The sequence below is a fragment of the Paenirhizobium selenitireducens ATCC BAA-1503 genome (assembly GCF_900492185.1).
Lineage (GTDB): Bacteria > Pseudomonadota > Alphaproteobacteria > Rhizobiales > Rhizobiaceae > Allorhizobium > Allorhizobium selenitireducens_A.
The window spans coordinates 334,759-361,199 of record NZ_UEYP01000004.1 but is presented as its reverse complement, the minus strand read 5'-3'; the positions used below and the strand labels follow the sequence as shown (position 1 = coordinate 361,199).

Sequence of the window (26,441 nt, the reverse complement as noted above, 5' to 3'; positions counted from 1 at the left end):
GCATGGCTTCGGCGAGCAGCTTCTTCAGCTTGGCGTTCTCGTCCTCGAGCGCCTTCAGCTTGCGGGCATCGTTCAGCGGGCAAATGATTCACAGGATCATTTGCTTTTCCGCTTCACCGTCCATGCCGCCATACTTCGCCTTGTACTTGTAGAAGGTTGCATCCGAGATGCCGTGCTTGCGGCAGACATCGACTGTCTTCGCGCCCGCCTCCTGCTCCTTCAATATACCGATGATCTGTTCTTCCGTGAACCGTGAACGCTTCATTCGTCCGTCTCCTGGTTGCGACGGACTCTACCAAAATCTGGAGGAAGTTCAGGGTCTCAGGTCACCTTAGCCGTGAGGCATCAGCGCCAAGTCGTAGTCTCAAGCACTCTCGCTGTTAGGCTTATACGTCTCCACTGGCAGTTCGAGGCGGGGCAGGCAGCAGCTATCGCCCGACCCATCTGTTGAAACAAACGACAACTCTCTTGATCTGCGTCAGACACCTTTTCGTTGTTACAAAACGCGCAGAACCACAGCGCCCTTGTTTGTAGATTGCGAAGCCGCAAGTCCAAGATTCCTCGAAAGAGGAGAAGCAAATGACCTTTCCGCTCCACCCGAACCTTATTGGGGTATTATCCGATGCGACCAAACAACGGCTAATATCCATCTCTCAGGTTGCCAGCGAGCACAGCAATGACCTCACGAGCCAAAGGGCAATGGAACGCCAACTGATTAGTGAGGACCTCGGGAATCCATCAGAAAGCGAAGCTTCGGCAATGCACCAAGCATCTTCCATCGCAGTTTCAACATACTGCGACTGGCTGGAGAGCGGTCGCCGCTGGACAATACCCGAATATATCGACGACCACGACCTGACACAGGGCACTCACTATCTAAGGTTGGACGAGTTTCCAGCAATATCGTTAGGTTCAGGGGAAGACCTACAACTCGAAGGAGCATTCATTTCGAGCCAAGGCAAATCTTCAGGGGGACGAGAGTATGCCGTGACGGTTTTGCTGAGCGGCGATCCCGGTGCGCGCATTGCAGCAATGAGCCTGAAGGAATTGATGCAGCAGCAATCCAATATCGTCACGACCACGTGGGATGCAGACAACCAAAAGCCCGAAATCGTCTTCTGCGTGCGGCCGGAACTTTCCACCCACACTGAGACAGTAGCGGGCATCGAGAAAATCTGGAGCATTCTCGCGGTTCGCCTTGGCTATGGAGAGTTCATCCCATCGCAAGCGCAGCTTAAGCCACGCTAAGGCAGCCGCATTCCCACAATTACAGCGTCAGAAATTGCAAACGCCGCCGGAAGATTCGGGCGGCGTTTGTGTCACGATAGTGTCGCTATGTCATACTGCTTGTCGCGCCACAGTTATTCAAAGTTTTTACTCAGCTGCACCCGCTGGTCGCCCCGCACGTGTCGCACTTCTCGCACGTCCCATTCCGCACCATGGTAAAATTCTGGCACTCCGAGCACATGTTGCCAGTGTACCCTTGCGCGATCGAGCGCATGCGGCGGTCGGCTTCCTTTTTCTTGGCGTCGGCCTTGGCGGCGGCGGCATCCGCCGCGGCCTTGTCGGAGAACAGCGCGGTGGCCTCCTGGCTGCCTTCGCTGGCGATCTCCTCGGCCAGTTCCACCGCGCGTTCCTCGTAGTCACGCTTGAAGGACACGACTTCCGAGGTCGAGATGGCGGCCGTCACCTCCAGCTTGCGGGCGGCACTGCCGGCGAAGGCAGAAATGTTGCCGCCCGACGAGGCCTTGGCGGGGGCGGCGGTTGCCGCGCCCTTGGGCTCGGCGAGCGACCGGTCGACATTGCTGCCCGAGACCAGCGTCGGCTTGTAGCCGCGGGTCCAGCCGGTCGAGATCAGGTTGGTCTTGCCTTCCGAAATCCCCTTGCCGAGCGCGGTGTTGGAGAAGTCCGAAGTGTCGACATGGGCGAGATCATGGCGGCCGAGATAGGAGACGGCCAGTTCGCGGAACACGTAGTCGAGGATCGACGTGGCGTTCTTGATCGCGTCATTGCCCTGCACCATGCCGGCCGGTTCGAACTTGGTGAAGGTGAAGGCCTCCACATATTCCTCGAGCGGCACGCCATACTGCAGACCGAGCGAAATGGCGATGGCGAAATTGTTCATCATCGCGCGGAAGGCAGCGCCTTCCTTGTGCATGTCGATGAAGATCTCGCCGATCCGGCCGTCGCCGAATTCGCCGGTGCGCAGATAGACCTTGTGGCCGCCGACGGTGGCCTTCTGGGTATAGCCCTGGCGGCGGTTCGGCAGCTTTTCGCGCTCGCGAACGACCCGCTCGACGACGCGCTCGATGATCTTCTCGGTGATGGTCACGGCCTGGGCGGCGGCCGGCTGCTGGATCAGGTCCTCCAGCGCATCCTCGTCCTCCTCGTCCTCGATCAGCGAGGCGTTGAGCGGCTGGGACAGCTTGGAGCCGTCGCGATAGAGCGCATTGGCCTTGATCGCCAGCTTCCACGACAGCATGTAGGCAGCGCCGCAATCCTCGACGGTCGCGTCGTTCGGCATGTTGATGGTCTTGGAGATCGCACCCGAGATGAACGGCTGGGCGGCCGCCATCATGCGGATATGGCTCTCGACCGACAGGTAACGCTTGCCGATCTTGCCGCACGGATTGGCGCAGTCGAACACCGGCAGATGCTCGGGCTTGAGGAAGGGCGCGCCTTCGAGCGTCATCGCACCGCAGATATGGACGTTGGCCGCCTCGATCTCCTTCTTCGAGAAGCCGAGATGCTGCAGCAGGTCGAAGGCCGGATCGGACAGCTGTTCTTCCGGGATCATCAGCGCCGACATCTGCTCGTCGCCGATGGTCCAGCGGTTGAACACGAACTTGATGTCGAAGGCCGACTTCAGCGCGGCATTGATGGTCTCGATCGTGCTGTCGTGGAAGCCCTTGGCCTTGAGCGTGCCGGGATTGATGCCCGGTGCCTGGTTGAGATTGCCGTGGCCGACGGCATAGGCCTCGATTTCGGCGATCTGGCTTTCGCTGTAGCCGAGCGTACGCAACGCTTCCGGGACGGCGCCGTTGATGATCTTGAAATAGCCGCCGCCGGCGAGCTTCTTGAACTTCACCAGCGCGAAGTCGGGCTCGATGCCGGTGGTGTCGCAGTCCATGACGAGACCGATCGTGCCGGTCGGCGCGATGACCGAAACCTGGGCGTTGCGATAGCCGTGCTTTTCGCCGAGTTCCAGCGCCTTGTCCCAAGCGGCGGTGGCATGGGCGACCAGCGCCGGATCGGTGCATTCGGCATGAACGAGCGGAACCGGGTTGACCGACAGGCCTTCATAGCCCTCCGACGAGCCGTGGGCGGCGCGGCGATGGTTGCGGATGACGCGCAGCATGTTGTCGCGGTTCGGCGCAAAGCCCGGGAACGGGCCGAGTTCCGAGGCGATTTCCGCCGAGGTCGCATAGGAGACGCCGGTCATGATGGCGGTCAGTGCACCGCACAGGGCGCGGCCTTCTGCCGAATCATAGGGAATGCCCGACGACATCAGGAAGCCGCCGATATTGGCATAGCCGAGGCCGAGCGTGCGGTATTCGTAGGACAGCTCGGCAATCTGGCGCGACGGGAACTGCGCCATCATCACCGAGATTTCCAGAACAACGGTCCACAGCCGGACGGCATGCTCGTAGTCGCCGATATTGATCTTCTTGGTCGCGGCGTCCTTGAACTGCAACAGGTTCAGCGAAGCGAGGTTGCAGGCCGTGTCGTCGAGGAACATGTATTCCGAACACGGGTTCGACGCGCGGATGGGGCCGGCTGCCGGGCAGGTGTGCCAGTCGTTCATCGTCGTGTTGAAGTGCAGGCCCGGATCGGCCGATGCCCAGGCGGCATAGGAAATCTTGTCCCACAGGTCGCGGGCCTTCAGCGTCTTCATCACCTTGCCGTCCTTGCGGGCGGTCAGGTTCCAGTCGCCGTCATTTTCGACCGCGCGCAGGAAGTCGTCCTTGAGCGAGACCGAATTGTTGGAGTTCTGGCCCGAGACGGTCAGATAGGCTTCCGAATCCCAGTCCGTGTCATAGGTCTTGAACTCCATGTCCTTGTAGCCCTGCTGGGCGAACTGGATGACCCGCTTGACGTAGCTTTCCGGAACCTGGTCCTTCTTGGCGGCCTTGATCTCGCGCTTCAGCGCCGGGTTCTGGTTCGGGTCGAAGCAGGCATCGTTCTCGGCCGAGCAGTTGACGCAGGCCTTCATGATCGCCTTCAAGTGCCGGGCGACGATCTTCGAGCCGGTGACGAGGGCCGCCACCTTCTGCTCTTCCTTGACCTTCCAGTTGATATATTCCTCGATATCCGGATGGTCGATGTCGACCACCACCATCTTGGCGGCGCGGCGCGTCGTGCCGCCCGACTTGATCGCGCCGGCGGCCCGGTCGCCGATCTTGAGGAACGACATCAGGCCGGACGAGCGGCCGCCGCCGGACAGCTTTTCGCCTTCGCCGCGCAGATAGGAGAAGTTGGAACCGGTGCCGGAGCCGTACTTAAACAGGCGGGCTTCGCGGACCCAGAGGTCCATGATGCCGCCTTCGTTGACGAGGTCGTCGCCGACCGACTGGATGAAGCAGGCATGCGGCTGCGGATGCTCATAGGCCGACTTCGACTTGACGAGTTTGCCCGTGAAGGGATCGATGTAGAAATGGCCCTGGCCCGGACCGTCAATGCCATAGGCCCAGTGCAGGCCGGTGTTGAACCACTGCGGGCTGTTCGGTGCGACGCGCTGGGTGGCGAGCATGTAGGCGAGTTCGTCGCGGAAGGCGAGTGCGTCTTCTTCCGAGGTGAAATACTTGCCCTTCCAGCCCCAATAGGCCCAGGTGCCGGCGAGACGGTCGAAGACCTGGCGGGCATCGGTTTCCGAGCCGAATCGCTCGTTCTCCGGCAGCGCCTTCAGCGCGTCGGTGTCGGGGACGGAGCGCCAGAGGAAGGAGGGGACATCGTTCTCCTCGACTTTCTTCAGCACTTTCGGCACGCCGGCCTTGCGGAAATACTTCTGTGCCAGAACGTCGGTGGCGACCTGGGAGAACTGCGCCGGCACGGCGATGTCGGCCAGGCGGAAGACGATCGAGCCGTCGGGATTCTTGATCTCGCTCACCGCTTGGCGGAATTCGATTTCCGCATATGGCGATTGGCCCGGCTTGGTGAAACGTCTCTCAATGCGCATCTTCGTCCCTCGAAATTGAAGCGCCGCCGACGGCGCAAGAAGTCCCCGCCCGGCTGCCCGGTTTCAACGCGCGCAGCCAGTTTTTCATCCGTCAGTCAGGTGAATCATCCGGAGATGGACACTCTGTATCTTGTGGTGATTTTGGCTGCAAACGCTAAATATAGTATTAACAGTTTATTGCCGCCAGTCCCCGCATCATGTTTTCGGCGGTTGAAGATCGCGCAAAAAGGCTGGTCGGGTGAAAGGCCTCATGGCCCGGACCCGCGCTTACGCCTCGCGAAATTACTGAAACGAACCGGCCTCGTTATGTCCGGTTCAGTCGCCGCCGCAACATAAGAATGCATTAACTTTGAAAGGCCTGATTCCGTCAAGGGGTGGGTTATGACGAATTTATTAATACAAGATATTGTGGTTACCGGCTGTGGAAAACGGGGAAAGGAAGCATGTCGATGGAATCGCTTGGATTTTTGATGAGCGGCTGCCGGCGGCATGATCTGCGGGTCTCGTTGCGCGACGACCGCTTACCCCCATGCAGTCGTTTCGACCACCGGAGCTTGACGCCACGCAGACACGCATGAACGCTTCGAATCACCCAGATATGGTCCGCGGCTGCCCATTTCGAGCATTGCTAATCGAACCTTATTCTATAGACTTCAATACACGCGCAAGGCGAATGTATTGCGATCTCTAGAACCTGGTCTCTCGATGAAAGTATTCACCTGGATGGTTCCCTTCGTGATGGCGGTTGCCGGTACCGGCAGCGCATCTGCTGGCGGCGCGCCGGTCCTCTATTGCGAGGCGCCCGCAACGGCCGAGGACGCCGAGGTCTACAGGGCGGCTTGCGCCGAGGTGGCACGCGAGTTTCGGCTGAAATATCCGCTGCTGGCGGTGCGTGATGGGGCGGCCGTTGAAAAGCCTGCCGGCGATGTGATCAGGCTGGATATCATCAAGGTCGACCGGCATGCGATTACCGGGCGCCTGGCCTGGACCGGCAAGAAGAGTTCCGGCGCCGGCTACGTGCTCGGGCCCGTCATCACCACCACGATATCCGACGCGGAGTTGAACACGCGTACGCTGCAGGAGTTTGCACGCGGTCTCGTCTTGGCGTCCAAAATCCAGTTTCCGAAATCCTGAACTCGACCGGGGGGTCTGTCACAATGACTGTAAACGCAAATTCGTCCGCGACTTCCGTCACCTCCACCGTGACAAATGCAAGCTTCACCGAGACCACCGATGCGACGGCGGGCACCGGCACCGGTTATACGATCGCGGTGGGGGACACTTTTACCGGCACACTGTCGACTGTGGGCGACCAAGATTGGGTTCGCGTTCAACTTACGGCCGGACAGACGTATACGTTCACGCTCGACGGCTCCGGCGGCACGCCCGTGTCGGACACCTATCTTGAATTGCTGAATGCGGGCGGTTCACTGGTAGCCTTCGATGATGACAGCGGAGCCGACACCAACTCGGCACTGACGTTCACCGTCACGACCAGCGGCACCTACTATCTCAACGCCGGCAGTTACGGAAATTCCTATTCCGGCGGCTACACGCTGACGACGGCCGTTGCCCCGCCACCGACGGTCTTCACCCATGACCAGATCGCCGACCAGTTGACCGACGGCTATTGGGGATCGAACGGAGCGAGCCGCCGTGCCTTCGACATCAATGCGGGGCAGGCCCTCACTGTCAATATCACCGGCTTGACGGCAGAAGGCCAGCAACTGGCGATATGGGCTTTCAATGCCTGGACCGCTGCGACCGGGATCCGCTTCACGCTTACCTCCGGCACCGCACAGATGACCTTCGACGATTCCGACACCGGCGCCTATTCGACGTCGACGGTGAGCGGCAACACGATCCAATCCTCCTTCGTCAATGTTTCAACCGATTGGTTGGTCAGCTCCGGCACCACGCGCAACAGCTATTCGCTGCAGACCTATATTCATGAGATCGGCCATGCGCTGGGCCTCGGACATGCCGGAAACTATAATGGTGCCGCGACCTATGGGGTCGACAACCATTACGCCAATGATTCGTGGCAGGCCACGATCATGTCCTATTTCTCGCAGTCGGATAATACCTATGTCGAGGCGAGTTATGCCTTCATCGTCACGCCGATGATTGCAGACATCCTGGCGATGCGCGACCTCTATGGCACGACCGCGATCGCCGCCGGCAACACCACCTACAACTTCCAATCGGATTTCGGCGACCAAGTGGCACGCACCATTGTCGATACCGGCGGGATAGACACGCTCGACTTCAGCTGGGTGTCGGCCGCGCAGCGGATCGATCTCAATCCCGAGACCTATTCCAACACCGGCGGCCTGATCGGAAACCTGGGCATTGCCCGCGGGACGATCATCGAGAACGCGCGGGGCGGTTCGGGAAATGACGTTCTCTATGGGAATAGTGCGGCCAATGTATTGATCGGTAACGGTGGCAACGACATCTTGTTCGGTCGCGGCGGCGTTGATACTCTGAACGGAGGGCTGGGCAATGACACGTTCGTGTTGACCAACGAAAACGACACGGTCATCGACAGCGGCGGCAACGACGTGATCACCTCGACGATCACCCGCTCGCTCGCCGGCTATGCAACGATCGAACGACTGACGCTGGCCGGGACCGCGAATATCAATGGCACCGGCAACGCGCTCGTGAACATCATTACCGGCAATGCCGGCGTCAATGTGCTCGACGGCCGCGCTGGTCTCGACACGCTGATTGGCGGACTTGGAAACGATGCCTACGTCCTCGGCGCCGAGAATGATACGGTTGTCGATAGTGGTGGCAACGACCTGATCACCTCCACGATCACCCGCTCGCTCGCGTCCTATGCAACGATCGAGCGGCTGACCCTGCTCGGGTCTTCCAGCATCAATGGCATCGGCAACAACCTCAACAACCTTATCACCGGTAATGGGGCCAACAACATCATCAACGGCGGTGCCGGCAGCGACACCATTCACGGCGGCGCCGGCGCCGACAGGCTCTACGGCAATATCGGCAACGACACCCTCACCGGTGGAGCCGGGACCGACGCCTTTATCTTCCATTCGGCGCCGAACGCCCTGACCAATGTCGACCGGATCACCGACTTCTCCGTGGCCGACGATGCGATCTGGCTGGAGAACGGGGTATTCACCGCGCTGGGCGCGGCCGGTGCGCTCTCATCGGCGGCATTCGTGCGCAACACCACCGGTCTGGCGCAGGATGCCAGCGACCGGTTGATCTATGAGAGCGATACGGGTGAACTCTACTATGACAGCAATGGCAGCGCGGCCGGCGGCAGCGTGCTGATCGCCGTGCTCAATCCGAACCTGCTGATGACCCACCTGGATTTCACGGTGATCTGAGGCTCAGCGGCCGGCCGAGAGCTGTCGGCATGGGATGCAAGAACGAAAAGGGCGCGATCTTCTCGCGCCCTTTTTTGCCGTTTCCAGGTCGTGAAGCGTCTTGGCGCCCGGCGCCGCTCAGCCGCGATGGTTCTTGGCGATCGGTTCCTGGTAGGTGAAGCCCATGTCCCAGGGGAAGTAGATCCAGGTGTCCTGGCTGACTTCCGTGACGAAGGTATCGACGGTCGGCACGCCCTTCGGCTTGGCATAGACGCAGGCGAAATGCGCTCTCGGCATCATCGCCCGCACTTCCGTTGCAGTCTTGCCTGTGTCGGTCAGGTCGTCGACGACGAGCACGCCTTCTCCCCCGTTGGTCGTCAACTCGGCCGAAATGCCCTTCAGCAGGTTCATTTCGCCCTGGCTGGTATAGTCGTGATAGGAGGCGATGCAGACCGTTTCGATCAGTCGGATGTTCAGTTCGCGCGAGATGATCGCCGCTGGTACCAGGCCACCGCGGGTGATGCAGACAATGGCACGGAAATCCTGCTTGAGGCCGGCGAGTCGCCAGGCCAGCGCCCGGGCATCGCGGTGGAACTGATCCCAGGAAACGGGAAAGGCTTTATCGGGCAGGGACATCGATCTGGAGCTCCGCGCAGGCTTGGGTTCGAGGTGCCGGCTTTCCCCGGCGGTTTGAAGAACGGCCGGTTGTGGGCGATGCAGCTGGCTTCGGCCTAAGCCTGAAACGCTATTCGCGCGGACAAGGCCCGCGCGACATGCTGCCCACAAGGGCTGGGTCCTTGCCCGCTGCTCTTAGCGGTATTTGCCGGGGCAAGGCAAGGCCCAGCACCTGAGCGTCAGCGCGAAAGCAGGGTCAGCGCCGTCATCGATTCGAGCACCGTGCGCGTCACGCCGCCGAACAGCATTTCCCACCAGCGCTTGTGGCTGTAGGCGCCCATCACCAGGAGGTCGATCGAACTGTCGGAAAGACGGTTTTCGATCGCGGCGGAAGCCGGCAGATGGTCCGATTCCTGGCGCACGACCGTGACGTTGACGCCATGGCGCGCCAGCGTCGCGGCAATTTCGGCGCCGGCCATGGCGGCCGACTGGGTGCGCGTCTCCGCCGGGTCGACGGAAAAGACCTCGACGGATTCGGCAGCCTTGAGGAAGGGCAGGGCGTCGAAAGTGGCGCGGGCCGCCTCACGCGAGCCGTTCCAGGCGACCAGCACGCGCTTGATCGGCTTCGGCTCCTTCAGGATATAGGGGACGAGCAGAACCGGGCGGCCGCTCTCGAACAGGAAGTTTTCGAGCTCGGCACGGCTTTCCGACAGCACGGTGTTCTCACCCTGGGCGGCGATCACCAGATCGACATTGCGGGCGCTGTCGACCAGCGAGGAAGCGCTGAAGCCGGCCGACGAGACGAAGCTGCGCCATTCGTGCGACGTGCCGTTGCGGGTCGCCCGTTCGCGAAAGATCTTCTCAACGTCGAGCGTTTCGGCATGGGCCATGTCCTGCAGCGCCTGGACCGTCGACGGATCGGGGATTTCCATCGGCGCGACCAGCGGCACGGTGGCGAGCGCCTCGGCATGCAGGCCGATCACGTGCGACTGGTACTGCTCGGCGAGCGAAATGGAAAAATCAGTAATTTGCTGCGCGTTCTTAGGGGTATCCAAGACGGCAAGAATGGTTTTGTAGCCCATAATTATCTCCCTCGAGCGGTGATGGTCCATCCCGCATGATCGATTAATGGCGACAATCCTTGGGACCTTCCTTGACGTCGGTCAATAGCGATCGCGCGGGCGTCGCGAAGTTCTCAGGCAAGTTCGCCGGTGCCGAGATCCCTTGTCCTGGCACTCTCCCGCTCGGCGGCCAGCGTCTCGACCATCGCCACGATCGCCTGGGCCGCGGCCTCGAGTGCGACACCGTCTCGCGCCCGCACCACCAGTTCGGTGGAGAACCGCTTTCCATCGAAATGCGGATAGGAGCCGATCGAGGTCTGCGGATGGGCTTTCTGAACCGCGCCGAGCAGGGTGCCGATATCGCCCTCGCCGAACGGGCAGGGGATGGAGCGCGACAGAACCCTGGCGCCGGCCGGAAGCGTGGCGACGACCGAATCGAGCATGGCCTGGAACACCTGCGGCACACCCGCCATTACATGGACATTGCCGATGACGAAGCCGGGTGCGACCGACACCGGATTGGGGATGTGGCGGCTACCCTCAGGCATGCGCGCCATGCGCTGGCGGGCTTCGGTGAATTCCATGTTGCGGCGCGCGTACATCTCGCCGAGCAGGCGCATGGCCTCGCCGTCGTGCAGGCAAGGCACGCCGAAGGCCTTCGACACGGCATCGGCGGTGATGTCGTCGTGGGTCGGCCCGATGCCGCCGGAGGTGAAGACGTAAGTGTAGCGCGTGCGCAGGGCATTGAGGGCGGCGACGATCTCGTCCTCCTCGTCGCCGACGATGCGGACTTCCTTCAGGTCGATGCCGGAAAGCGTCAGCACCTCGGCGAGGTGGCCGATATTCTTGTCCTTGGTGCGGCCGGACAGGAGTTCGTCGCCGATGGCGAGCATGGCAGCGGTCTTGATGGTCGTGTCAGTCATGAGGATTTCCCGATCGTTTCAACGCGAGTTCTATCGGCTGCCGGAGGCTTGGCAAGGGGCTTCTGGATGGAGGTTGCCGTTTGGCGCTGCGTGGCCATCGCTGTGTTCGGTCGCTGAAACATGAACAGTCCGTCGCCCCACCGGCGTCTGGTTTGTTGGCCATGGTCCGCTACATAGGGATTATCGATTTCGCAACGCGGTTTTAACCGCCAGTCCAAACGGAGATACGTCATGGCCAAGGTATTGGTTCTCTATTATTCCTCTTACGGCCACATCGAAACCATGGCTTACGCGGTTGCCGAGGGGGCAAAGTCGGCCGGCGCGGACGTCACCGTCAAGCGCGTGCCGGAACTGGTGCCGGAAGAGGTCGCCAAGGCCTCGCACTTCAAGCTCGACCAGAAGGCCGAAATCGCCACCCCGGCCGAACTCGAGCAGTATGACGCGATCATCGTCGGCGCCGGCACCCGCTTCGGCACCGTCGCCTCGCAGATGCGCAATTTCTGGGACCAGACCGGCGGCCTGTGGGCGCAGGGCAAGCTGGTCGGCAAGGTCGGCTCGGTCTTCACCTCGACCGCCACCCAGCACGGCGGCCAGGAATCGACCATCCTCGGCTTCATCCCCACCCTGATGCACCACGGCATGGTCGTGGTCGGCCTGCCTTACGCCTTTGCGGGCCAGTCGGGAGTGGAAGCGGTCAAGGGCGGCTCGCCTTACGGTGCCTCGACGATCACCGACGGTGACGGCTCGCGCCAGCCCTCGGAGGTCGAACTGGACGGCGCACGCTACCAGGGCGCCCATGTCGCCAAGATCGCGGCCAAGCTCGCCTGATCTCGACGCATTACGGAGATTATGAGACGGCGGGGCCTGGCCCCGCCGTTGTCTTTGGCGTAAACGGCAGCGGGCACAAACGCCTCTGCCCGCGACCGAACGGCCTTGACCTTGACGGCCAAGTCGGGGAAACAGGTTGCCGCGCGGACGTGGCGAAACTGGTAGACGCAAGAGACTTAAAATCTCTCGGCCTCAGGCTGTGCGGGTTCGATCCCCGCCGTCCGCACCAGCAAGAATTCGACCATCATCAATCCGGAATGGGATAGCGGCGCCGGTCGACGAGTTTCAGTGTGCCGTCGGGCTGGACCACATAGCGCTCTTCCCATTCCTTGGCGAACTGATCCTGGAAACGGTGGAACACAATGCTGCCAACTGGCGACTTGGTTAGCCGGGTCGACGGGTTTCCGCCATAGGTGATGCTGCCGGGGATTGGCTCGATTTCGCGGGTGGCGCTCGTGCAGCCGGCAAGCAGCACCAACAGGCAGAGGGCGGCGAGAGGTCTCATGGGTCTTCTCCTTTTTCTCCGGTAGAATGACACATGGCGATTCAGGTTCCAGCGCGTTTGTGAGGGCTACCTGTCCCGCACCGTGAATTTCTGGTCGAAACTGGTGAAGCGTTCCCCGACGAGATCGTTGATCGTGTACTTCAAAACATAATCGCCGGGCTCGGCGCCGGTGATGTCGAGCGTCAGATGCGTGAAGATTTCCTGGTTGCGGATCAGGCCGGTCGAGGTGAATTCGGCGAAACCCTTCTGCGCCGCGAGGATCTTGCCGTCGGGTTCGAGGATTTCGAAGTCGACACTGAAATTGGCGTGCTCAAGACCGTCGCCGGTTGATTTCCAGGTCAAGCCGATCAGTTCGACATAAGTGATCAGCGGCTCGCCCGGCCTGAACACCGGCTCCGGCTTGGCGGCATAGGCGCCGTAGGCCTTGGGCTTCTCGGTGACGAATACCGCCTTGCCGACGCTGAAGGGCAGCGTCATGGAGAAGTCGCCGAAGGCGTCGCGAATCGCGTCATAGGCGCCGATCACGTCACCGGCGGCGGCCTTCTCTTCCGCCTCGCGGGCGGCGTCTGCAAGCGCTCCGGCCCTGGCCACGGTTGCAGCGGATACGGCCGCCAATACGCCGGCGAAAAGTGCTGCTATGAGCTGCCTGCCGCCGATCCGTGCCCGTCCCTGCATCGCGTCCCCCTTTTCATCCCTTATGAGCACAGTCTTAAACATTGGGCAGAGTCGTCAAGCGGTCTCGTCAGGTGCGCCAGAAAATGGGCATGAGCAACACCAGGACGGACAGGACCTCGAGACGGCCGAGCAGCATCATCAGCGAGAGCAGGTAGAGTTCCGGATCGTTGAAGGTGGCAAAATTGCCGACCGGGCCGATCAATGTGCTGACGCCGGGACCGACATTGGACAAGGCGGTGATGACCGCCGAGGTAGAGGTGGCGAAGTCATAGCCGAGCGCGGCCATGACCATGCTGCCCATCACCCACAGGAAGACATAGGCACTGAAAAACAGGAAGACGGTGCGCTGGGTTTCGGCATCGACCGTCTGCTTGCCGTAGCGGACGGAATAGACGGCATTCGGATAGATCAGCTTCTTCAGCCCCGTGGTGATAACGTTGAACAGGATGATGAACCGATAAGCCTTGATGCCGCCGGCGGTCGAACCGGAGCAGCCGCCCATGAAGGTCGCGAAGAAGGCGGCCATTACGACAAAAGGACCCCACAGCAGATAGTCTTGGCTGGCAAAGCCGGTGGTCGACAGGATCGACGAGAAATTGAAGAAGGAATGGGTGAGCGCCTCGAGGAGATCGACGCCGTTCTTCACGTGGTTGTAGACGGCCGTGGCAATGGCGAAGGCCGAGACATAGCCGAGGAAGACGAGGATCTGCGGGTCGCGCAGCGCATCGAGCCGGCCGCGAACGGCAAAGACGATCAGGATCGAGAACGGCAGGCTGCACAGTGTCATGAAGAAGGTCGACACCCAGAGGATCGCGTCGCTCTGGAAATAACCGAAGGACGCGTCGTGCGTCGAGAAACCGGCGGTCGCCACCGTCGAGAATGCGTGGTTGATCGCATCGAAATGGCTCATGCCGGCGAAATCATAGGCGATGGCGCACAAAAGCGTGATGCCGACATAGATGGCCATGAAGGCGCGGGTAAAGGTGGCGAGCCGGGCGAACGGCTTGTCGTTCGTGTCGGACGATTCCATCTTGAAGAAGGACATGCCGCCGACCCGCAGGAAGGGCAGCACGAACAGACCGAGCGCGACGATGCCGATACCGCCGAGCCAGGCGAGCAGCGAGCGCCACATCAGGAGACCGGGGGGCATCGTGTCGAGGCCGGAGATGACCGAAGAACCGGTGGTGGTGATGCCGGACATCGATTCGAACAGGGCCTGGGCGAAGTTGAGTTCCGGGCCGGAAAACATGAAGGGCACGGCGCCGACCACCGCGAAGACCGCCCACAACACGTTGACCAGAAGGAAGCCGAGCCGCTTGCTGAAGGTGGGCGGCACGCCGCGCGTCGCCATCGCCGCCATCAGCGAAATTCCGCCGACCATGAAGGCGCAGGTGGCGAAGACCCGCCAGTCCTCATGGCCGTAATAGAGATCGACCATGGCCGGGACGAGCATCGCCGTCGAAAGATAGAGGCCGCAGAGCGCGGCGATGTAGACGACCGAACGGAGGAGGCTGGCGTTCAAGGAGATTTCCCGGTTTGTTTGCCGCGCAAAGATGCTTTGTCTCCGCCACGTCTCTATGCCATAGCGGGAGCGAGATCAAAATTCAACGGATGGACGACGTGACCAAGATGGACGTAGAGGCCGCGGTCGAAGCCCTGCGGGAGCTTTTCCCCGCGACCCCGCTGCAACTCAACGAACATCTGAGCGCCCGATACGGTGCGCAGGTCTATCTCAAGCGCGAGGACCTGACGCCGGTCCGCTCCTACAAGATCCGCGGCGCCTTCAACTTCCTGCGCAAGATCGTCGCCGACGGGACAGGGGAAAAGACCTTCGTCTGCGCCTCGGCCGGCAACCATGCCCAAGGTTTTGCCTTTGCCTGCCGCCATTTCGGCGTACAGGGCGTGGTCTTCATGCCGGTGACGACACCGCAGCAGAAGATCGACAAGACCCGCACCTTCGGCGGTGAATTCATCACCATCCGCCTGTTTGGCGACATCTTTGACCAGTGCTATGCGGCGGCCCGCGAGCATGTCGAGGCGATCGGCGGCTTCATGGTGCCGCCTTTCGACCATGCGGACATCATCGAGGGACAGGCGACCGTGGCGGCCGAGATCGTCGAACAGTTGCCGGAGGGCGTGACGCCCGACCTGGTCGTGGTCCCGGTCGGCGGCGGCGGCCTGTCCGCCGGCCTCACCGGATATCTCGCCGACCGGCTGCCGCGCCAGGCCTTCCTGTTTGCCGAACCGGCCGGGGCGCCGAGCCTGAAGAAAAGCCTGGAGGCCGGCCAGATCGTCACGCTGCCGAAGGTCGACAATTTCGTCGACGGAGCGGCCGTCGCGCGGATCGGCGACCTCAACTTCGCCGCCTTGAAAAATTTTACGCCCGAACAGGTGATGATCATTGCGGAAAACGCCGTCTGCGTGACGATCACCGAGATGCTGAACGTCGAGGGCGTGGTGCTGGAGCCGGCCGGTGCCTTGTCGATCGCGGCGCTCGACCAGTTGGGCCGGGACAAGCTGGAGGGCAAGAAGGTGGTGGCCGTGGTCAGCGGCGGCAATTTCGACTTCGAGCGGCTGCCGGACGTCAAGGAGCGCGCCATGCGCCATGCCGGCCTGAAGAAATATTTCATCCTGCGCCTGCCGCAGCGCCCGGGCGCGCTGCGCGATTTCCTCAACCTGCTTGGCCCTGACGACGACATCGCCCGCTTCGAATACCTGAAGAAGTCGGCGCGCAATTTCGGCTCGATCCTGATCGGCATCGAGACGCGGGACCGCAAGAGCTTTGCCGACCTGTTCTCGCGCTTCGAGACTGCCGGCCTTGGCTACGAGGACATCACCGAAAACGAGATCCTCGCCAACCTGATCATCTGAGGGATGGGGAGGCGCTATCGCCGATTTTGGACCGCGGCACGTTGCCGGCGCTTTGGTCTTCCGGCCGGCGCGCCGATATGCTAGGCAGGCGCCATGTCCATTCTGTCCAATCTCTTTTCGATGTTTTCCGGCGGCCCCAAGTCCGAAAAGGCGTCTGCCGGCCCGGCTGCCGAACCGCAGGTCCATCAGGACTGCGTGATCTTTGCCGCGCCGATCCGCGAGGGCAGCCAGCTTCGCCTGGCCGGCCGGATCGAAAAGCAGGTGAACGGCGAGACACTGGAGCGCGTCTTCATTCGCGCCGATGTGTTCACCTCGGAGCAGGATGCGCTGGAATGCACCTTCCGCAAAGCGCGCCAGATCATCGACCAGAATGGCCCGTCGCTGTTTGCCGATGGTGTGAAATCGCGCAACGTCTGATCTTCAGCCGCCGCAACCCCTCCATCGCCGCATAAACAGAACGGCCGCCACGAGATCTCGGGCGGCCGATGTTTGGTGTGGGCAATGTTAGTCCTGATCAGGCGGCGCGCGCCAGATCGCGCGCCTTTTCTTCCGCCGCGGAAATCGCCTTTTCGGCCGCTTCCGGTCCATAGGCGACGCCCTCGATGCGGATCGTCTCGATATCGGTGATGCCGAGGAAGGTCAGAACCGAACGCAGATAGGGTTCGGCGAAGTCCAGCGTCGCACCCGGGCCGGAGGAATAGATGCCGCCCGAGGCGATCACCAGATAGGCCTTCTTGCCGGTCGCAAGACCGACCGGGCCGTTCTCCGAGTAGCGGAAGGTACGGCCGGCGCGGGCGACATGGTCGACCCAGGATTTGACGATCGACGAAATGCCGAAGTTGATGAAGCCGGTCGAGATGATGATCGTGTCGGCGGCGAGCAGTTCGTCGACCGCGGCATCGGAAACAGCGATGGCTTCGGCCTGGGCCGCCGTGCGCTCTTCCGGTTGCAGGCGGATGGCCGAGGAGAAATCGGCGCCGATATGGGGCAGGGGGGCACGGGCGAGGTCGCGCTCGACAACGGTGGAAGCCTCGGCCTTGGCGGACAGGTCGTCGGCAAGCTGGCGGGCGATCTTGTTGGAGAGCGAATCGTCGCCGCGCGTGCTGCCGGTTACGAGAAGGATGGAGGACATGGAGGTCACCTCTGGGTGTGGAACGGGCTTTCCGCTTGCGGCCCTGGGAGCCGGCCTCAGGCGGTGCGTCACAGATAATCTCCATTTCCCATCGATTGAACTGTGATAATGTGGATCGAAACTATCGATGAAGTGGATAGATCCATGCTTCCCAATCCCACACTGGACCAGTTGCAGGTCTTCGTCGCCGTCGCCGAGACAGGCAGTTTTTCCGCCGCCGCGCGTCAGCTCAACCGCGCACAGTCGGTGATCAGCTACACGATCGGCAATCTCGAGGCGCAGCTGCAACTGACGCTGCTCGAGCGCAGCGGCTCGCGCCAGCCGGTGCTGACCGATGCCGGGCGGGCGATCCTCGAAGATGCCCGCCGGATGATCTCGGACCTCAACAGCCTGCGCGCCCGCAGCAAGGCGTTGACGCAGGGCCTCGAGGGCGAAGTGAAGCTTGCCGTCAGCGTCATGGTGCCGGACCGGCTTCTGGTCGAGGTATTGCGAGACTTCCAGGAGAGTTTCGAGACAGTACGATTGCGGCTGACAGTCGGCAGCCCGTTTCTCGTCAGCCGTCTGCTGGACCAGGGCGCGATCGATGTCGGCATCGGCGGCTCGATGGAGATGTCGACCGATGCCCTCACCAGCGAGCGGATCGGCGTGTCCTTCCTGACGCCTGTCGCGGCTCGCGATCATCGCCTGGCCAGGCTCGGGCGGCGCCTCACGACTTCGGACGTGCGCGAGGAGATCCAGATCGTCGTCGCGGATTCGACCGCGCCGAGCGACGGCAAGGATTTCAATGTGTTCTCGCGCCGCACCTGGCGAGTGAGCGACATGGCGACAAAGAAGCAGCTGATCGCCGGAGGGCTCGGCTGGGGCGGCGTGCCGCTGGCGATGCTGCGCGACGAGCTGGCGAGCGGCGAGATCGTCCGGCTCGACGTCGATGCTTACGAGACGATGGACTATCCGATCTTCGCCGCCTGGCCCGCGGCGAGCCCTCCCGGACCGGCGGCAAAATGGCTGGTCGAGCGGTTCCGCGACACGCTCTTGCGCTGCCCCACATCCGTCTCGGACGCTCTGCAATTGCTGCATGAGACACCGGCGCATGGGGCGGAGTCTGGCCGCCTGAACAGGGCGGTTTGAAAGCGGGGTGCCTCTGCACCCCGCAAGTCAACCGTTCCGTCGGTTTCCTCAGAGAACCAGGCGGAACTTGGCAAAGCCCTCGGCGGCGTCACCGGCATCCTCGATTTTGGCGCCCTTGATCGCCGAGGCATATTGCCGGCCCTTCGGCCCGCTTTCGAAGATCGCCGTCGTGCCGGCCATCGGGGCGAATGACCAGTTGCCGTCGGCCGACGGGTTGATCTCGCCCTGCGCGATGATGTAGCGCACGATCACGTCGCGATTTGTGTCGGGGGCTACGAAGACCACCTTGTCGGCTGCGATCTCGGGGAACTTACCGCCGCCGCCGGCGCGGTAATTGTTGGTGGCGACGACGAACTTCTGCGCCGGGTCGATCGGCTTACCGTCGAACATCAGGTTGACGATGCGGTTCGCGTCCGGGTTCACCGCCTTGCCCTCCTTGTCGAACTTCGCCGGCTGGGAGAGGTCGATCTGATAGGTCACGCCGTCGATCACGTCGAAATTGTAGGACGGGAAGTCCGGATTGAGCAGCGGCTGGTCCTTGTTCCCGGGCGTCAGTTGGTTGAACATGCCGGCGGACATTTCCAGCCAGTTCTTGACCTGCTCGCCGGTGATCACCACGGCCTGGACGGTGTTGGGATAGAGGTAGAGGTCGGCGACGTTCTTGATGGCGATGTCGCCGGCCGCGACATCGGTGAAATAGTCCGCGCCGCCGCGTCCGCCGGCCTTGAAGGGAGCGGCGGCCGAAAGCACCGGCAGGTCCTTGTGCGGGCCGTCCTTCAGCATGTCCTTGATGTACCAGGTCTGGGCATTGGAGACGATCTGCACCGACGGATCGTCGGCGACCAGCGCGAAGTAGGAATAGAGCGGCGCCGAGGTCTTGCCCACGGGGGTGCGGACATAATCGAGGGTGGCGGCATGTTCGTCGGCGACCGAGGCGACGATCTCGGTCTTGTCGGTGACGTCGGCGACGATCTTGCGGTTGTCGTCGCGGTGGTAGATCGGCCGGGCTTCGCAGGTGAAGTCGACGATCTTCCAGCCATTGCCGTCTTTTTCGATCAAGAGATCGATCAGGCCCATATGCGAGCCCCAGAAGCCGGCCATGACCGCCGGCTTGCCGAGCAGCGTGCCTCTGGCCGCATCGACGCCCTGGATATCGGCGAAATCCTTGGGGCCGGGGAAGACCAGATGCTGGTGACCGGTGAAGATCGCATCGATGCCCTCCACGCCGGCGAGATAGAGCGAGGCGTTTTCCATGCGCTCGCTCAGGCCCTTGCCGTCGATGCCGGAATGGGAAAGGGCAATCACGAGATCGGCGCCTTCCTCCTTCATCGCCGGCACCCAGGCGCGGGCCGCCTCGACGATGTCGCGGGTCTGGCCCTTGCCCTCGAGGTTCTTGGCATCCCACAGCATGATCTGCGGCGGCACGAAGCCGATGAAGCCGACCTTGATCGGGCTCTCGCCACCGGCGCCGTCCTTGATCATCTTCTCGACGATGACATAGGGCTTGAAGTGCAGCTCGTCTTTTCTCGGATCGCTGGCGAGCTGGCCCTTGGTCAGGTTGGCGCAGACAATCGGGAAATTCGCCCCGCCGAGCGTGTTGAACATGAAGTCGAGGCCGTAGTTGAATTCGTGATTGCCGACGGTTCCGCAGTCATAGCCGAGCACGTTCATCGCCTTGATCACCGGATGCAGGTCGCCGGCCTTCATGCCCTTCTTGTAGGCCATGTAGTCGCCCATCGGATTGCCCTGCAGAAGGTCGCCATTGTCGACCAGCATGGAATTTCCGGCTTCGGCGCGAATGCTGTCGATGATCGAGGCGGTGCGGGCGATCCCCATCGTGTCGTTGGGCTTGTCGGCATAATAGTCGTAGGGCATCACGTTGACGTGGATGTCGGTCGTTTCCATCAGCCTCAGATGCGCCTGGGTGGCATTGCCATTGGCGCGCACGGCAAACGGATGGAGCGTGATGAGCGCCGTCGTGGCGGCGAAACCGCCGAGGAAGGCGCGGCGGGACATGGGGTGGAGATCGATCAGGGACGACATGGGGGGCTCCTTCAAAAAGGCGGTCTCGAACGGAAGACTAGGTCCGTTCGCGCAGGAGTGCATCCGTAAAATGACAGGGGTGTGATGGCCGGCATACACCGGACATGCGCATTTTGACGGCGCGACGGTCGCAGTTGATTGTATATTGATATGCTAGCAATCTTAGATTGCAAACGCCGGGCCTGTGAAGTAATATGGATCCATTCTCGAAAATGGGAGGGGACCATGCAGTGGTTGAAGTCCGCTTTTGTCGCCGGTGCTCTGGGGGGAATGTCTCCCGAACTGGCACGTCTTCTCGTCCGTGCACAGGACGGTCAACTCGCAGACTGGCTCGCGCGCCTCGTCGACCAACCAGGGACGGCAATCACCTTTGCCGTCGTGGTTTCGATCGTGATCTTTGCTCTCTTGGGTTTGCTGGGCGGGCTCGTCGCGCATTTCGGCAATGAGCCGAACATCGGCAAGGCCTATATCCTGGGCATAGGCGCACCAGCCTTTATCCTGTCGACCGTCGGCGCGTCCAGCACGCCCAATCAGGTCACCAAGGAAATCAAGGTGGAGCAGGTCGGCGCGCACCTATCGACGGCTCCCGTATCCACCCGGACAGGTTGGCTGGAGCTCATGGTCAGTCCGGCACATGCGCAGACGGCGCCGGCGCCACAGGGGCAGGAGGTGCCTCTTCTGACGTTGGACACTTCGGCCATTGCCGGCGATTGCGCGGATTGCCGCGTCATATTCAAGGATGTCACGGGCACTGTGCTGGCCTCGGAGGCGGTCACGGCTGCGAGTGGTTCCATCAGCCTGTCCGTACCGGATGCGGCGGCGACCGCGACGCTCGAAGGCGTGACGAATGCCAACAACGCTCAGTTCTCGCTTGAAGCCCTGGCCGGGCCTGCGGCGGATCCGTCGGGCCAGCCGCTGGCGCTGGAGATCAGCAAGAGCCGGAACTACGTCAATGATCTTCGCTTCCTGCTCGGCAACAATGCCATTCAACCGTTCGACATCGAGCTGAAGGCGACGCGAATGGAAATGATCCGCTAGGAGCTAGCGCGCCAGCACCGGCCGCACCTCCTTGTGGAAGTTGCGGAAATAGGCCGACATCTGCGCGAGGGTGTTGCTGTTCTGCTTGATCTGCACGCCGAGGCGACCGTTGCGGCACCACCGCACGGTGCCTTCGATGAGGCCGATGGCGTCGTTCTCGATCAGCACGGTGCTGCCGCTGGCGGCATGCAATTTCCCATAGATCTCGAAGGCAATGCCGGTGCGCGAAATATTCAGGACGCGGCCGTCCGTCGACTGGTTGAGGTGGCGGATCCGGCTGTCGATCCGGCACTGGCTGCGGGCGGATTTTCGAACATCCATGTTCAGTTTCGGCTGCATCGGCTTCTCGCGCTCAAGACAGGTGGTTTATCTTGAAGGAGAATAGGGACGAACTCTTTCCGTCACCTGAAGCGAGATGGTAAAAATCTCGCCATCCTATAGGCCGACATTCGAGCGTTCGATCACCTCGCGCAGGGCAAAGCTGGAATTGATCTTGACCACATGCGGCAGGGCCGACAGCCAGTCGCGATGGATGCGCTCGTAATCCTGGAGATCCTTGGCGGCGACGCGCAGGATGTAGTCGTATTCTCCCGACATCAGGTAGCAGACGAGCACATGCGGGCATTTCTTCACCGCCGTCTCGAACTCGGCCAGCGTCTTGGCGAACTGGCCCGACAGCGAAATGTGGACAATCGCCACCATCTTGTAGTCGAGCGCCTTGTTCGACAGGCGCGCATGGTAGCCGCTGATAATGCCCGACCGCTCCAAAAGGTCGTGGCGGCGCGAACAGGCCGAAGGACTGAGGCCCACTTTCTGCGCCAGTTCGGCATTGGTGATGCGGCCGTTCTGCTGCAGTTCCTTGAGGATGGCAAGATCGATGGTGTCGAGATCGGACATTCGAAGAACCTTCGAACACTATAAGAAAAACGCAATTGTCTGCGAAAATTTCCGCCAAGCAAGCGGAATTTGCAAGGACATTGTCCCGGCTCCGATGTTTCAATTCGCGCCTTGATCAATGACCGGCCTGAAGCCGGCACGAGAGGAACGAAGATGCGCGTTGGCTGCCCGAAGGAAATCAAGAATCACGAATATCGCGTCGGTCTGACGCCAGGCGCGGTGCGCGAATACGTGGCGCACGGCCATCAGGTGCTGATCGAGACGGGCGCGGGGGCGGGCATCGGAGCGGACGACGGCGCCTATATCGCTGCCGGCGCCAGGATCGCCGGATCGGCCAGCGATGTGTTTGAAAAGTCCGACATGATCGTCAAGGTCAAGGAGCCGCAGCCGAGCGAATGGGTGCAATTGCGCGAAGGTCAGATCCTCTACACCTATCTGCACCTTGCGCCCGATCCGGATCAGACGAAGGGGTTGGTCGAAAGCGGCGTCACCGCCGTCGCCTATGAAACCGTGACCGACGATCGCGGCGGCCTGCCGCTGCTCGCGCCGATGTCGGAAGTGGCGGGTCGCCTCGCCATCCAGGCGGGTGCGACCGCCCTGCAGAAGGCCCATGGCGGTTCCGGCATCCTGCTCGGCGGCGTGCCCGGCGTTCTTCCCGCCAAGGTCGCCGTCATCGGCGGCGGCGTCGTCGGGCTGCATGCGGCCCGCATGGCAGCCGGTCTCGGCGCCGACGTCTCCATCATCGACCGCTCGCTGCCGCGGCTGCGCCAGCTCGACGATCTGTTCGCCGGCCGCGTCCACACGGTCTATTCGACCATCGACGACCTGGAGCGCGAGGTTTTTGCCGCCGATCTGGTGATCGGCGCGGTGCTCATTCCCGGCGCCGCCGCGCCGAAGCTGGTGACGCGCGACATGCTGTCCGGCATGAAGGAAGGCTCCGTCATAGTCGACGTGGCGATCGACCAGGGCGGCTGCTTCGAGACCTCGCACGCCACCACCCATTCCGATCCGACCTATGTGGTCGACGGTGTCGTGCACTATTGCGTGGCCAACATGCCGGGCGCCGTTCCGGTCACCTCGGCACATGCGCTGAACAATGCCACGCTGATGCATGGGCTTGCGCTCGCCGATCGGGGCTTGCGCGCCATTGCCGAGGACCGGCATCTGCGCAACGGCCTCAACGTCCATCGCGGGCGGATCACCAACAGACCCGTTGCCGAGGCGCTGGGCTATGAGATGCACGCGCCGGAACTGGTGCTCAACGTGGCCTGATCGCGGCTCTTGAGTTTCGTCCCGTTTCCCCGGCGTCAGGTCACCGATTGCCGGGGAACGGACACAAAGGGCCGGCCTTTCCCATCAGGCCGGCCCTTTTTCATTCTCGTCCTCAGGCCCGGTCGATCCGGCACTGGTAGCAATTGTTGCGCGCCGAGCGCACATGGACATAGGCGATCTCAGGCTTTCCGAGGAGTTCTCGCGCTCGGTCCTCGACCTTCTCCCGCAAGGTGACGGCGCCGGTGCCGTAGATGATGCGGTCGTCATGGCCATAGCCGCGCAGGATGAAGTCCGGGCTCTGCGTCAGCACTGGCGGCATGACTTCGCTTGCCGTGTAGCGCGGGCAGGGCTCGCCGTGCAGGAAGATCGGCCCGGTCTCGGCATAGGGCTGGAGCGATGGGAAAGGCCGGTAGGCGAGGGTGAGATAGGGTTCGCCGACGCCGATGAAGCCGAGGCAGTGGCGGCACGGATAGCCGTCCCCCTGGGTGAAGCGACGTTCGGGACGGAGCCCGTAGGCATCAGGCGCGCCGGCCCACAGGGCTTCGGCGTCGGTGGTGGGAATGGCGTTAAAAACAATGGCCGTCATCGGGGTCGTCTCCGCTTGGATGCGACGACCATGCCGCCGACGGCGATGGCCGGCCACCCGATTCCTGCCGCGAGCCAAGGATTCGCGCCCCAGTCGCGCCGCGTCTTCATAAGAGAGCGCGGCGCGGGATCTGTCGCGGGGAAGGAGCCTTGCCCTTAGAGCGCCGCGCCGTCGCGGCGCAGCATTTGCAGAAGCTCGTGTTCGCTCAGCGGATCGACCAGGGCCTCATAGGTCTCGACCGGCGAGAAACCGAACTGCTGATAGAGCTGCAGCGCCCGCGGATGGTCGAGCGTATTGGTGGTGACGGAGACCTTCTGCGGGTTGGACTGCCAGGCCGCATAGAGCGCCTGGAGCAGGAACCATTTGCCGAGCCCCAGGCCGAGCGCGTGCTCAAACAGGCCGAAATAGGAAAGTTCGACCAGTTCTTCGCTTTCCTGGCTGAGTTCGTAGAAACCCGCCGGCGCACCGTTTACGTAGAGCACCGAAATGGTGACCTTGGGCGCATGGATGATCGCCTTGAGTTCGCCTTCGCTCATCCGCAGGCGCTGGTACCAATGCCAGCGCGCGCCGACCTGGCGCTGCAGAAAGCGGTAGAACGGCACCGGGATTTCATGGGTACGCATGATCGCCGTCTGGATATTGACCGGGATCGGCAGGCTCGCCTTGGGCGGCGCCGTCATTTCGAGCCGTGTGACATGGGCGGTGAGCGGCCCATGCGCGGTGGTCGGCACGGTTTCCGCCGGTCCCGTCGCCACCGGCGTGTCGTCGCGTCCGCCCCATTCGGACCAGGAGCCGTCATAGAGGGAATTGTCGGTATGCCCGAGCGATTCAAGGGCAAGCGTCACGACGGCAGCGGTGACGCCCGAGCCGCAGCTGGTAATGATCGGCTGGCTCAAATCGATGCCGGCCTCGGTGAAGATCGAACGCAGCGTCGGCAGGTCCTTGAGGTGGCCATTTTCGGAGAGCGAGGAGGCGGGCACGCTGCGGGCGCCGGGGATGTGACCGGAGCGCATGCCGGCGCGGGGCTCGGGCTCTTCACCGGTAAAGCGCCCGGCAGGCCTTGCATCGGCGATCTGACGAATGCCACTCTCGGCAATGTCGCGCATCTCATTGAAGGAGGTGACGCGGCTGCGATCGAATTTGTAGTCGAAGGTGACGGGAGCCGGCTCCGGAAGATCGGTTTCCAGGGGCCTGCCTTCGGCCTTCCAGGCGTCGATGCCGCCGTCGAGCACATAGACGTTGCGGGCACCCATGACGCGCAGCATCCACCAGGCGCGCGGCGCCGAAAAGAAGCCGGGGCCGTCATAGACGACGATCGTGTCGGTCACGGAAATGCCGAGCAGGCCCATTTCCTCGGCAAATTTGGCCGGAGAGAGCAGCGAATGGGGAAGTCCGGTGGTCTGATCGGCGATCGCGTCCTGATCGAAGAAGACGGCACCTGGAATGTGTCCGGAGGCGTATTCGACCGCGCCGTTTCGGTTCTGCGCGGGCAGGTACCAGGATGCATCGACGATCCTGAATTCCGGTGCGCCGAGCTGCTTTTCCACCCAGTCGGCGGAAACGACGAAACGGCTTCTCTCCGCGGCCATGCACTTCTCCCCATGCTCTTTCAGGTCAAGGCCTCCGGGGTGCCGAAACGAATGCGGAACCGACGGTTCTCCTTGCCTTTTTTCTCGATTTTGGCGATGTGAATCGCCCCGACCTCCTGGGTCTCGGAGACATGTGTGCCGCCGCAGGGCTGGCTGTCAACGCTCGAATTCTCCCCGATGCACACCAGGCTGACGCGTCCCATGCCGATCGGCGGGCGCACGTTCTTCGATTTGACGATGGCGGGATTGGCGATCAGCTCCTCATCCGTGATCCACTGGAGGAAGACCGGGTGATTTTCCTCGACGAGCCGCATCATGTCGGCGGTCACCTGCTCCTTGTCGATCGTCTCGCCCATGTCGAAGTCGACGCGGCTCTCGTCCTCTCCGACCGCGGCGCCGGTGATCGGATAGGGACAGACGACGGACAGCAGGTGACAGGCGGTATGCATGCGCATCAGCTTGTAGCGGCGCGGCCAGTCGACATGCAGCACCAGCTTTTCGCCGACGGACGGCAGGGCTTGGCCCTCGGCTGGTTGGTGCAGGATGATGTCCTTGCTCTCGCCGTGGCGGGTGAGCGCGATCTCGATCTTCGAGCCATCGGCACGTTCGAACAGGCCCGTATCGCCCGGCTGGCCGCCGGACGTCGCATAGAAGCAGGTCTGGTCGAGCTCGATCGCGCCGTCTTCATGGATCCGTGTGACAACGCCCTCGGCAGTGGCAAGATAGAAGTCGTCGCGGTAGAGGGCGGTGGTCGGCAT

The 26,441-nt window shown here is 62.2% G+C and carries 23 protein-coding genes, 1 tRNA gene and 1 pseudogene; 10 read left to right on the top strand and 15 right to left on the bottom strand.

Going from position 1 to position 26,441, the window contains the following annotated elements; all coding sequences use genetic code 11:
* Positions 1-265: pseudogene (locus RHIZ70P_RS10340) on the bottom strand (transposase); the annotation flags it as partial.
* A gap of 314 nt (positions 266-579) precedes the next feature.
* On the opposite strand from RHIZ70P_RS10340, the gene RHIZ70P_RS10335 reads away from it, so the two are divergent.
* Positions 580-1,248, top strand: coding sequence for a hypothetical protein (locus RHIZ70P_RS10335; protein WP_115670222.1), 669 nt, complete (start codon positions 580-582; stop codon positions 1,246-1,248).
* Between the two features lie 130 nt (positions 1,249-1,378).
* Here the strand turns inward: RHIZ70P_RS10335 and RHIZ70P_RS10330 are convergent, their stop codons facing one another.
* Positions 1,379-5,176, bottom strand: coding sequence for a vitamin B12-dependent ribonucleotide reductase (locus RHIZ70P_RS10330; RefSeq protein WP_115670221.1), 3,798 nt, complete (start codon positions 5,174-5,176; stop codon positions 1,379-1,381).
* Between the two features lie 705 nt (positions 5,177-5,881).
* Between RHIZ70P_RS10330 and RHIZ70P_RS10325 the strand changes: the two genes are divergently transcribed.
* Together RHIZ70P_RS10325 and RHIZ70P_RS10320 are read left to right on the top strand one after the other, a co-directional pair.
* Complete coding sequence (locus RHIZ70P_RS10325) at positions 5,882-6,310, top strand: hypothetical protein (RefSeq protein WP_147293987.1); 429 nt, start codon at positions 5,882-5,884, stop codon at positions 6,308-6,310.
* Between the two features lie 23 nt (positions 6,311-6,333).
* Positions 6,334-8,541 carry a M10 family metallopeptidase C-terminal domain-containing protein gene (locus RHIZ70P_RS10320; protein ID WP_115670219.1) on the top strand — a complete coding sequence of 736 codons (2,208 nt, stop codon included), beginning with the start codon at positions 6,334-6,336 and terminating at the stop codon, positions 8,539-8,541.
* 117 nt (positions 8,542-8,658) lie between these two features.
* Here RHIZ70P_RS10320 and gpt read toward each other — a convergent pair whose 3' ends face one another.
* The 3 genes from gpt to RHIZ70P_RS10305 all read right to left on the bottom strand — a co-directional run bounded on the left by gpt (position 8,659) and on the right by RHIZ70P_RS10305 (position 11,119).
* The gene (gpt, locus tag RHIZ70P_RS10315) at positions 8,659-9,156 is read right to left on the bottom strand and encodes a xanthine phosphoribosyltransferase (protein WP_115670218.1); all 498 of its coding nucleotides are present in this window, start codon (positions 9,154-9,156) and stop codon (positions 8,659-8,661) included.
* Positions 9,157-9,374: 218 nt separating this feature from the next.
* Positions 9,375-10,217 carry a universal stress protein gene (locus RHIZ70P_RS10310; RefSeq protein WP_115670217.1) on the bottom strand — a complete coding sequence of 281 codons (843 nt, stop codon included), beginning with the start codon at positions 10,215-10,217 and terminating at the stop codon, positions 9,375-9,377.
* A gap of 113 nt (positions 10,218-10,330) precedes the next feature.
* Positions 10,331-11,119 carry a competence/damage-inducible protein A gene (locus RHIZ70P_RS10305; RefSeq protein WP_115670216.1) on the bottom strand — a complete coding sequence of 263 codons (789 nt, stop codon included), beginning with the start codon at positions 11,117-11,119 and terminating at the stop codon, positions 10,331-10,333.
* Between the two features lie 231 nt (positions 11,120-11,350).
* On the opposite strand from RHIZ70P_RS10305, the gene wrbA reads away from it, so the two are divergent.
* Together wrbA and RHIZ70P_RS10295 are read left to right on the top strand one after the other, a co-directional pair.
* On the top strand, positions 11,351-11,947 hold the full coding sequence (gene wrbA, locus RHIZ70P_RS10300; protein ID WP_115670215.1) for an NAD(P)H:quinone oxidoreductase type IV: 597 nt from the start codon (positions 11,351-11,353) through the stop codon (positions 11,945-11,947).
* Between the two features lie 143 nt (positions 11,948-12,090).
* Positions 12,091-12,176: transfer RNA gene (locus tag RHIZ70P_RS10295), tRNA-Leu, on the top strand.
* Between the two features lie 18 nt (positions 12,177-12,194).
* Here RHIZ70P_RS10295 and RHIZ70P_RS10290 read toward each other — a convergent pair.
* From RHIZ70P_RS10290 to RHIZ70P_RS10280, 3 genes are all read right to left on the bottom strand, one after another.
* Positions 12,195-12,452, bottom strand: a complete 258-nt coding sequence (locus RHIZ70P_RS10290) for a hypothetical protein (protein ID WP_115670214.1) — start codon at positions 12,450-12,452, stop codon at positions 12,195-12,197.
* Positions 12,453-12,518: 66 nt separating this feature from the next.
* A complete protein-coding gene (locus RHIZ70P_RS10285) occupies positions 12,519-13,127 on the bottom strand; it encodes a hypothetical protein (protein WP_115670213.1) in 609 nt (202 codons plus the stop codon).
* Between the two features lie 67 nt (positions 13,128-13,194).
* Positions 13,195-14,649, bottom strand: a complete 1,455-nt coding sequence (locus RHIZ70P_RS10280) for a TrkH family potassium uptake protein (RefSeq protein ID WP_115670212.1) — start codon at positions 14,647-14,649, stop codon at positions 13,195-13,197.
* Positions 14,650-14,747: 98 nt separating this feature from the next.
* On the opposite strand from RHIZ70P_RS10280, the gene ilvA reads away from it, so the two are divergent.
* Both ilvA and RHIZ70P_RS10270 read left to right on the top strand, forming a co-directional pair.
* Complete coding sequence (gene ilvA, locus RHIZ70P_RS10275) at positions 14,748-15,998, top strand: threonine ammonia-lyase (protein WP_181903994.1); 1,251 nt, start codon at positions 14,748-14,750, stop codon at positions 15,996-15,998.
* 93 nt (positions 15,999-16,091) lie between these two features.
* Positions 16,092-16,415, top strand: coding sequence for an HlyU family transcriptional regulator (locus tag RHIZ70P_RS10270; protein ID WP_115670210.1), 324 nt, complete (start codon positions 16,092-16,094; stop codon positions 16,413-16,415).
* 97 nt (positions 16,416-16,512) lie between these two features.
* Here RHIZ70P_RS10270 and RHIZ70P_RS10265 read toward each other — a convergent pair whose 3' ends face one another.
* Positions 16,513-17,130 (bottom strand): FMN-dependent NADH-azoreductase, encoded by a 618-nt coding sequence (locus RHIZ70P_RS10265; RefSeq protein WP_115670209.1) that lies wholly within the window; start codon positions 17,128-17,130, stop codon positions 16,513-16,515.
* Between the two features lie 144 nt (positions 17,131-17,274).
* On the opposite strand from RHIZ70P_RS10265, the gene RHIZ70P_RS10260 reads away from it, so the two are divergent.
* Positions 17,275-18,258, top strand: coding sequence for a LysR family transcriptional regulator (locus tag RHIZ70P_RS10260; RefSeq protein WP_115670208.1), 984 nt, complete (start codon positions 17,275-17,277; stop codon positions 18,256-18,258).
* 48 nt (positions 18,259-18,306) lie between these two features.
* Here the strand turns inward: RHIZ70P_RS10260 and RHIZ70P_RS10255 are convergent, their stop codons facing one another.
* Positions 18,307-20,301 (bottom strand): bifunctional 2',3'-cyclic-nucleotide 2'-phosphodiesterase/3'-nucleotidase, encoded by a 1,995-nt coding sequence (locus RHIZ70P_RS10255; RefSeq protein ID WP_115670207.1) that lies wholly within the window; start codon positions 20,299-20,301, stop codon positions 18,307-18,309.
* Between the two features lie 225 nt (positions 20,302-20,526).
* On the opposite strand from RHIZ70P_RS10255, the gene RHIZ70P_RS10250 reads away from it, so the two are divergent.
* Positions 20,527-21,339 (top strand): hypothetical protein, encoded by an 813-nt coding sequence (locus RHIZ70P_RS10250; protein ID WP_147293986.1) that lies wholly within the window; start codon positions 20,527-20,529, stop codon positions 21,337-21,339.
* A gap of 3 nt (positions 21,340-21,342) precedes the next feature.
* On the opposite strand, the gene RHIZ70P_RS10245 is transcribed toward RHIZ70P_RS10250, so the two are convergent.
* Both RHIZ70P_RS10245 and RHIZ70P_RS10240 read right to left on the bottom strand, forming a co-directional pair.
* A complete protein-coding gene (locus RHIZ70P_RS10245) occupies positions 21,343-21,678 on the bottom strand; it encodes a PilZ domain-containing protein (protein ID WP_115670205.1) in 336 nt (111 codons plus the stop codon).
* Between the two features lie 96 nt (positions 21,679-21,774).
* Positions 21,775-22,236, bottom strand: coding sequence for an Lrp/AsnC family transcriptional regulator (locus RHIZ70P_RS10240; protein ID WP_115670204.1), 462 nt, complete (start codon positions 22,234-22,236; stop codon positions 21,775-21,777).
* 153 nt (positions 22,237-22,389) lie between these two features.
* On the opposite strand from RHIZ70P_RS10240, the gene ald reads away from it, so the two are divergent.
* On the top strand, positions 22,390-23,508 hold the full coding sequence (gene ald / locus RHIZ70P_RS10235) for an alanine dehydrogenase (protein ID WP_115670203.1): 1,119 nt from the start codon (positions 22,390-22,392) through the stop codon (positions 23,506-23,508).
* A gap of 112 nt (positions 23,509-23,620) precedes the next feature.
* Here ald and RHIZ70P_RS10230 read toward each other — a convergent pair whose 3' ends face one another.
* From RHIZ70P_RS10230 to RHIZ70P_RS10220, 3 genes are all read right to left on the bottom strand, one after another.
* Positions 23,621-24,094: a DUF1203 domain-containing protein gene (locus RHIZ70P_RS10230; RefSeq protein ID WP_115670202.1), complete on the bottom strand. Its 474-nt coding sequence runs from the start codon at positions 24,092-24,094 to the stop codon at positions 23,621-23,623.
* 155 nt (positions 24,095-24,249) lie between these two features.
* Positions 24,250-25,683 carry a 3-mercaptopyruvate sulfurtransferase gene (gene sseA, locus RHIZ70P_RS10225; protein ID WP_115670201.1) on the bottom strand — a complete coding sequence of 478 codons (1,434 nt, stop codon included), beginning with the start codon at positions 25,681-25,683 and terminating at the stop codon, positions 24,250-24,252.
* A gap of 20 nt (positions 25,684-25,703) precedes the next feature.
* On the bottom strand, positions 25,704-26,441 hold the full coding sequence (locus tag RHIZ70P_RS10220; RefSeq protein WP_115670200.1) for an alanyl-tRNA editing protein: 738 nt from the start codon (positions 26,439-26,441) through the stop codon (positions 25,704-25,706).

Bases quoted from the DNA above. Each gene is read 5' to 3' on its own strand.
- RHIZ70P_RS10335 (WP_115670222.1), top strand. From the start codon at position 580: ATGACCTTTCCGCTCCACCCGAACCTTATTGGGGTATTATCCGATGCG.
- RHIZ70P_RS10330 (WP_115670221.1), bottom strand. From the start codon at position 5,176: ATGCGCATTGAGAGACGTTTCACCAAGCCGGGCCAATCGCCATATGCG.
- RHIZ70P_RS10325 (WP_147293987.1), top strand. From the start codon at position 5,882: ATGAAAGTATTCACCTGGATGGTTCCCTTCGTGATGGCGGTTGCCGGT.
- RHIZ70P_RS10320 (WP_115670219.1), top strand. From the start codon at position 6,334: ATGACTGTAAACGCAAATTCGTCCGCGACTTCCGTCACCTCCACCGTG.
- gpt (WP_115670218.1), bottom strand. From the start codon at position 9,156: ATGTCCCTGCCCGATAAAGCCTTTCCCGTTTCCTGGGATCAGTTCCAC.
- RHIZ70P_RS10310 (WP_115670217.1), bottom strand. From the start codon at position 10,217: ATGGGCTACAAAACCATTCTTGCCGTCTTGGATACCCCTAAGAACGCG.
- RHIZ70P_RS10305 (WP_115670216.1), bottom strand. From the start codon at position 11,119: ATGACTGACACGACCATCAAGACCGCTGCCATGCTCGCCATCGGCGAC.
- wrbA (WP_115670215.1), top strand. From the start codon at position 11,351: ATGGCCAAGGTATTGGTTCTCTATTATTCCTCTTACGGCCACATCGAA.
- RHIZ70P_RS10290 (WP_115670214.1), bottom strand. From the start codon at position 12,452: ATGAGACCTCTCGCCGCCCTCTGCCTGTTGGTGCTGCTTGCCGGCTGC.
- RHIZ70P_RS10285 (WP_115670213.1), bottom strand. From the start codon at position 13,127: ATGCAGGGACGGGCACGGATCGGCGGCAGGCAGCTCATAGCAGCACTT.
- RHIZ70P_RS10270 (WP_115670210.1), top strand. From the start codon at position 16,092: ATGTCCATTCTGTCCAATCTCTTTTCGATGTTTTCCGGCGGCCCCAAG.
- RHIZ70P_RS10265 (WP_115670209.1), bottom strand. From the start codon at position 17,130: ATGTCCTCCATCCTTCTCGTAACCGGCAGCACGCGCGGCGACGATTCG.
- RHIZ70P_RS10260 (WP_115670208.1), top strand. From the start codon at position 17,275: ATGCTTCCCAATCCCACACTGGACCAGTTGCAGGTCTTCGTCGCCGTC.
- RHIZ70P_RS10255 (WP_115670207.1), bottom strand. From the start codon at position 20,301: ATGTCGTCCCTGATCGATCTCCACCCCATGTCCCGCCGCGCCTTCCTC.
- RHIZ70P_RS10250 (WP_147293986.1), top strand. From the start codon at position 20,527: ATGCAGTGGTTGAAGTCCGCTTTTGTCGCCGGTGCTCTGGGGGGAATG.
- RHIZ70P_RS10245 (WP_115670205.1), bottom strand. From the start codon at position 21,678: ATGCAGCCGAAACTGAACATGGATGTTCGAAAATCCGCCCGCAGCCAG.
- RHIZ70P_RS10240 (WP_115670204.1), bottom strand. From the start codon at position 22,236: ATGTCCGATCTCGACACCATCGATCTTGCCATCCTCAAGGAACTGCAG.
- ald (WP_115670203.1), top strand. From the start codon at position 22,390: ATGCGCGTTGGCTGCCCGAAGGAAATCAAGAATCACGAATATCGCGTC.
- RHIZ70P_RS10230 (WP_115670202.1), bottom strand. From the start codon at position 24,094: ATGACGGCCATTGTTTTTAACGCCATTCCCACCACCGACGCCGAAGCC.
- sseA (WP_115670201.1), bottom strand. From the start codon at position 25,683: ATGGCCGCGGAGAGAAGCCGTTTCGTCGTTTCCGCCGACTGGGTGGAA.
- RHIZ70P_RS10220 (WP_115670200.1), bottom strand. From the start codon at position 26,441: ATGCCGACCACCGCCCTCTACCGCGACGACTTCTATCTTGCCACTGCC.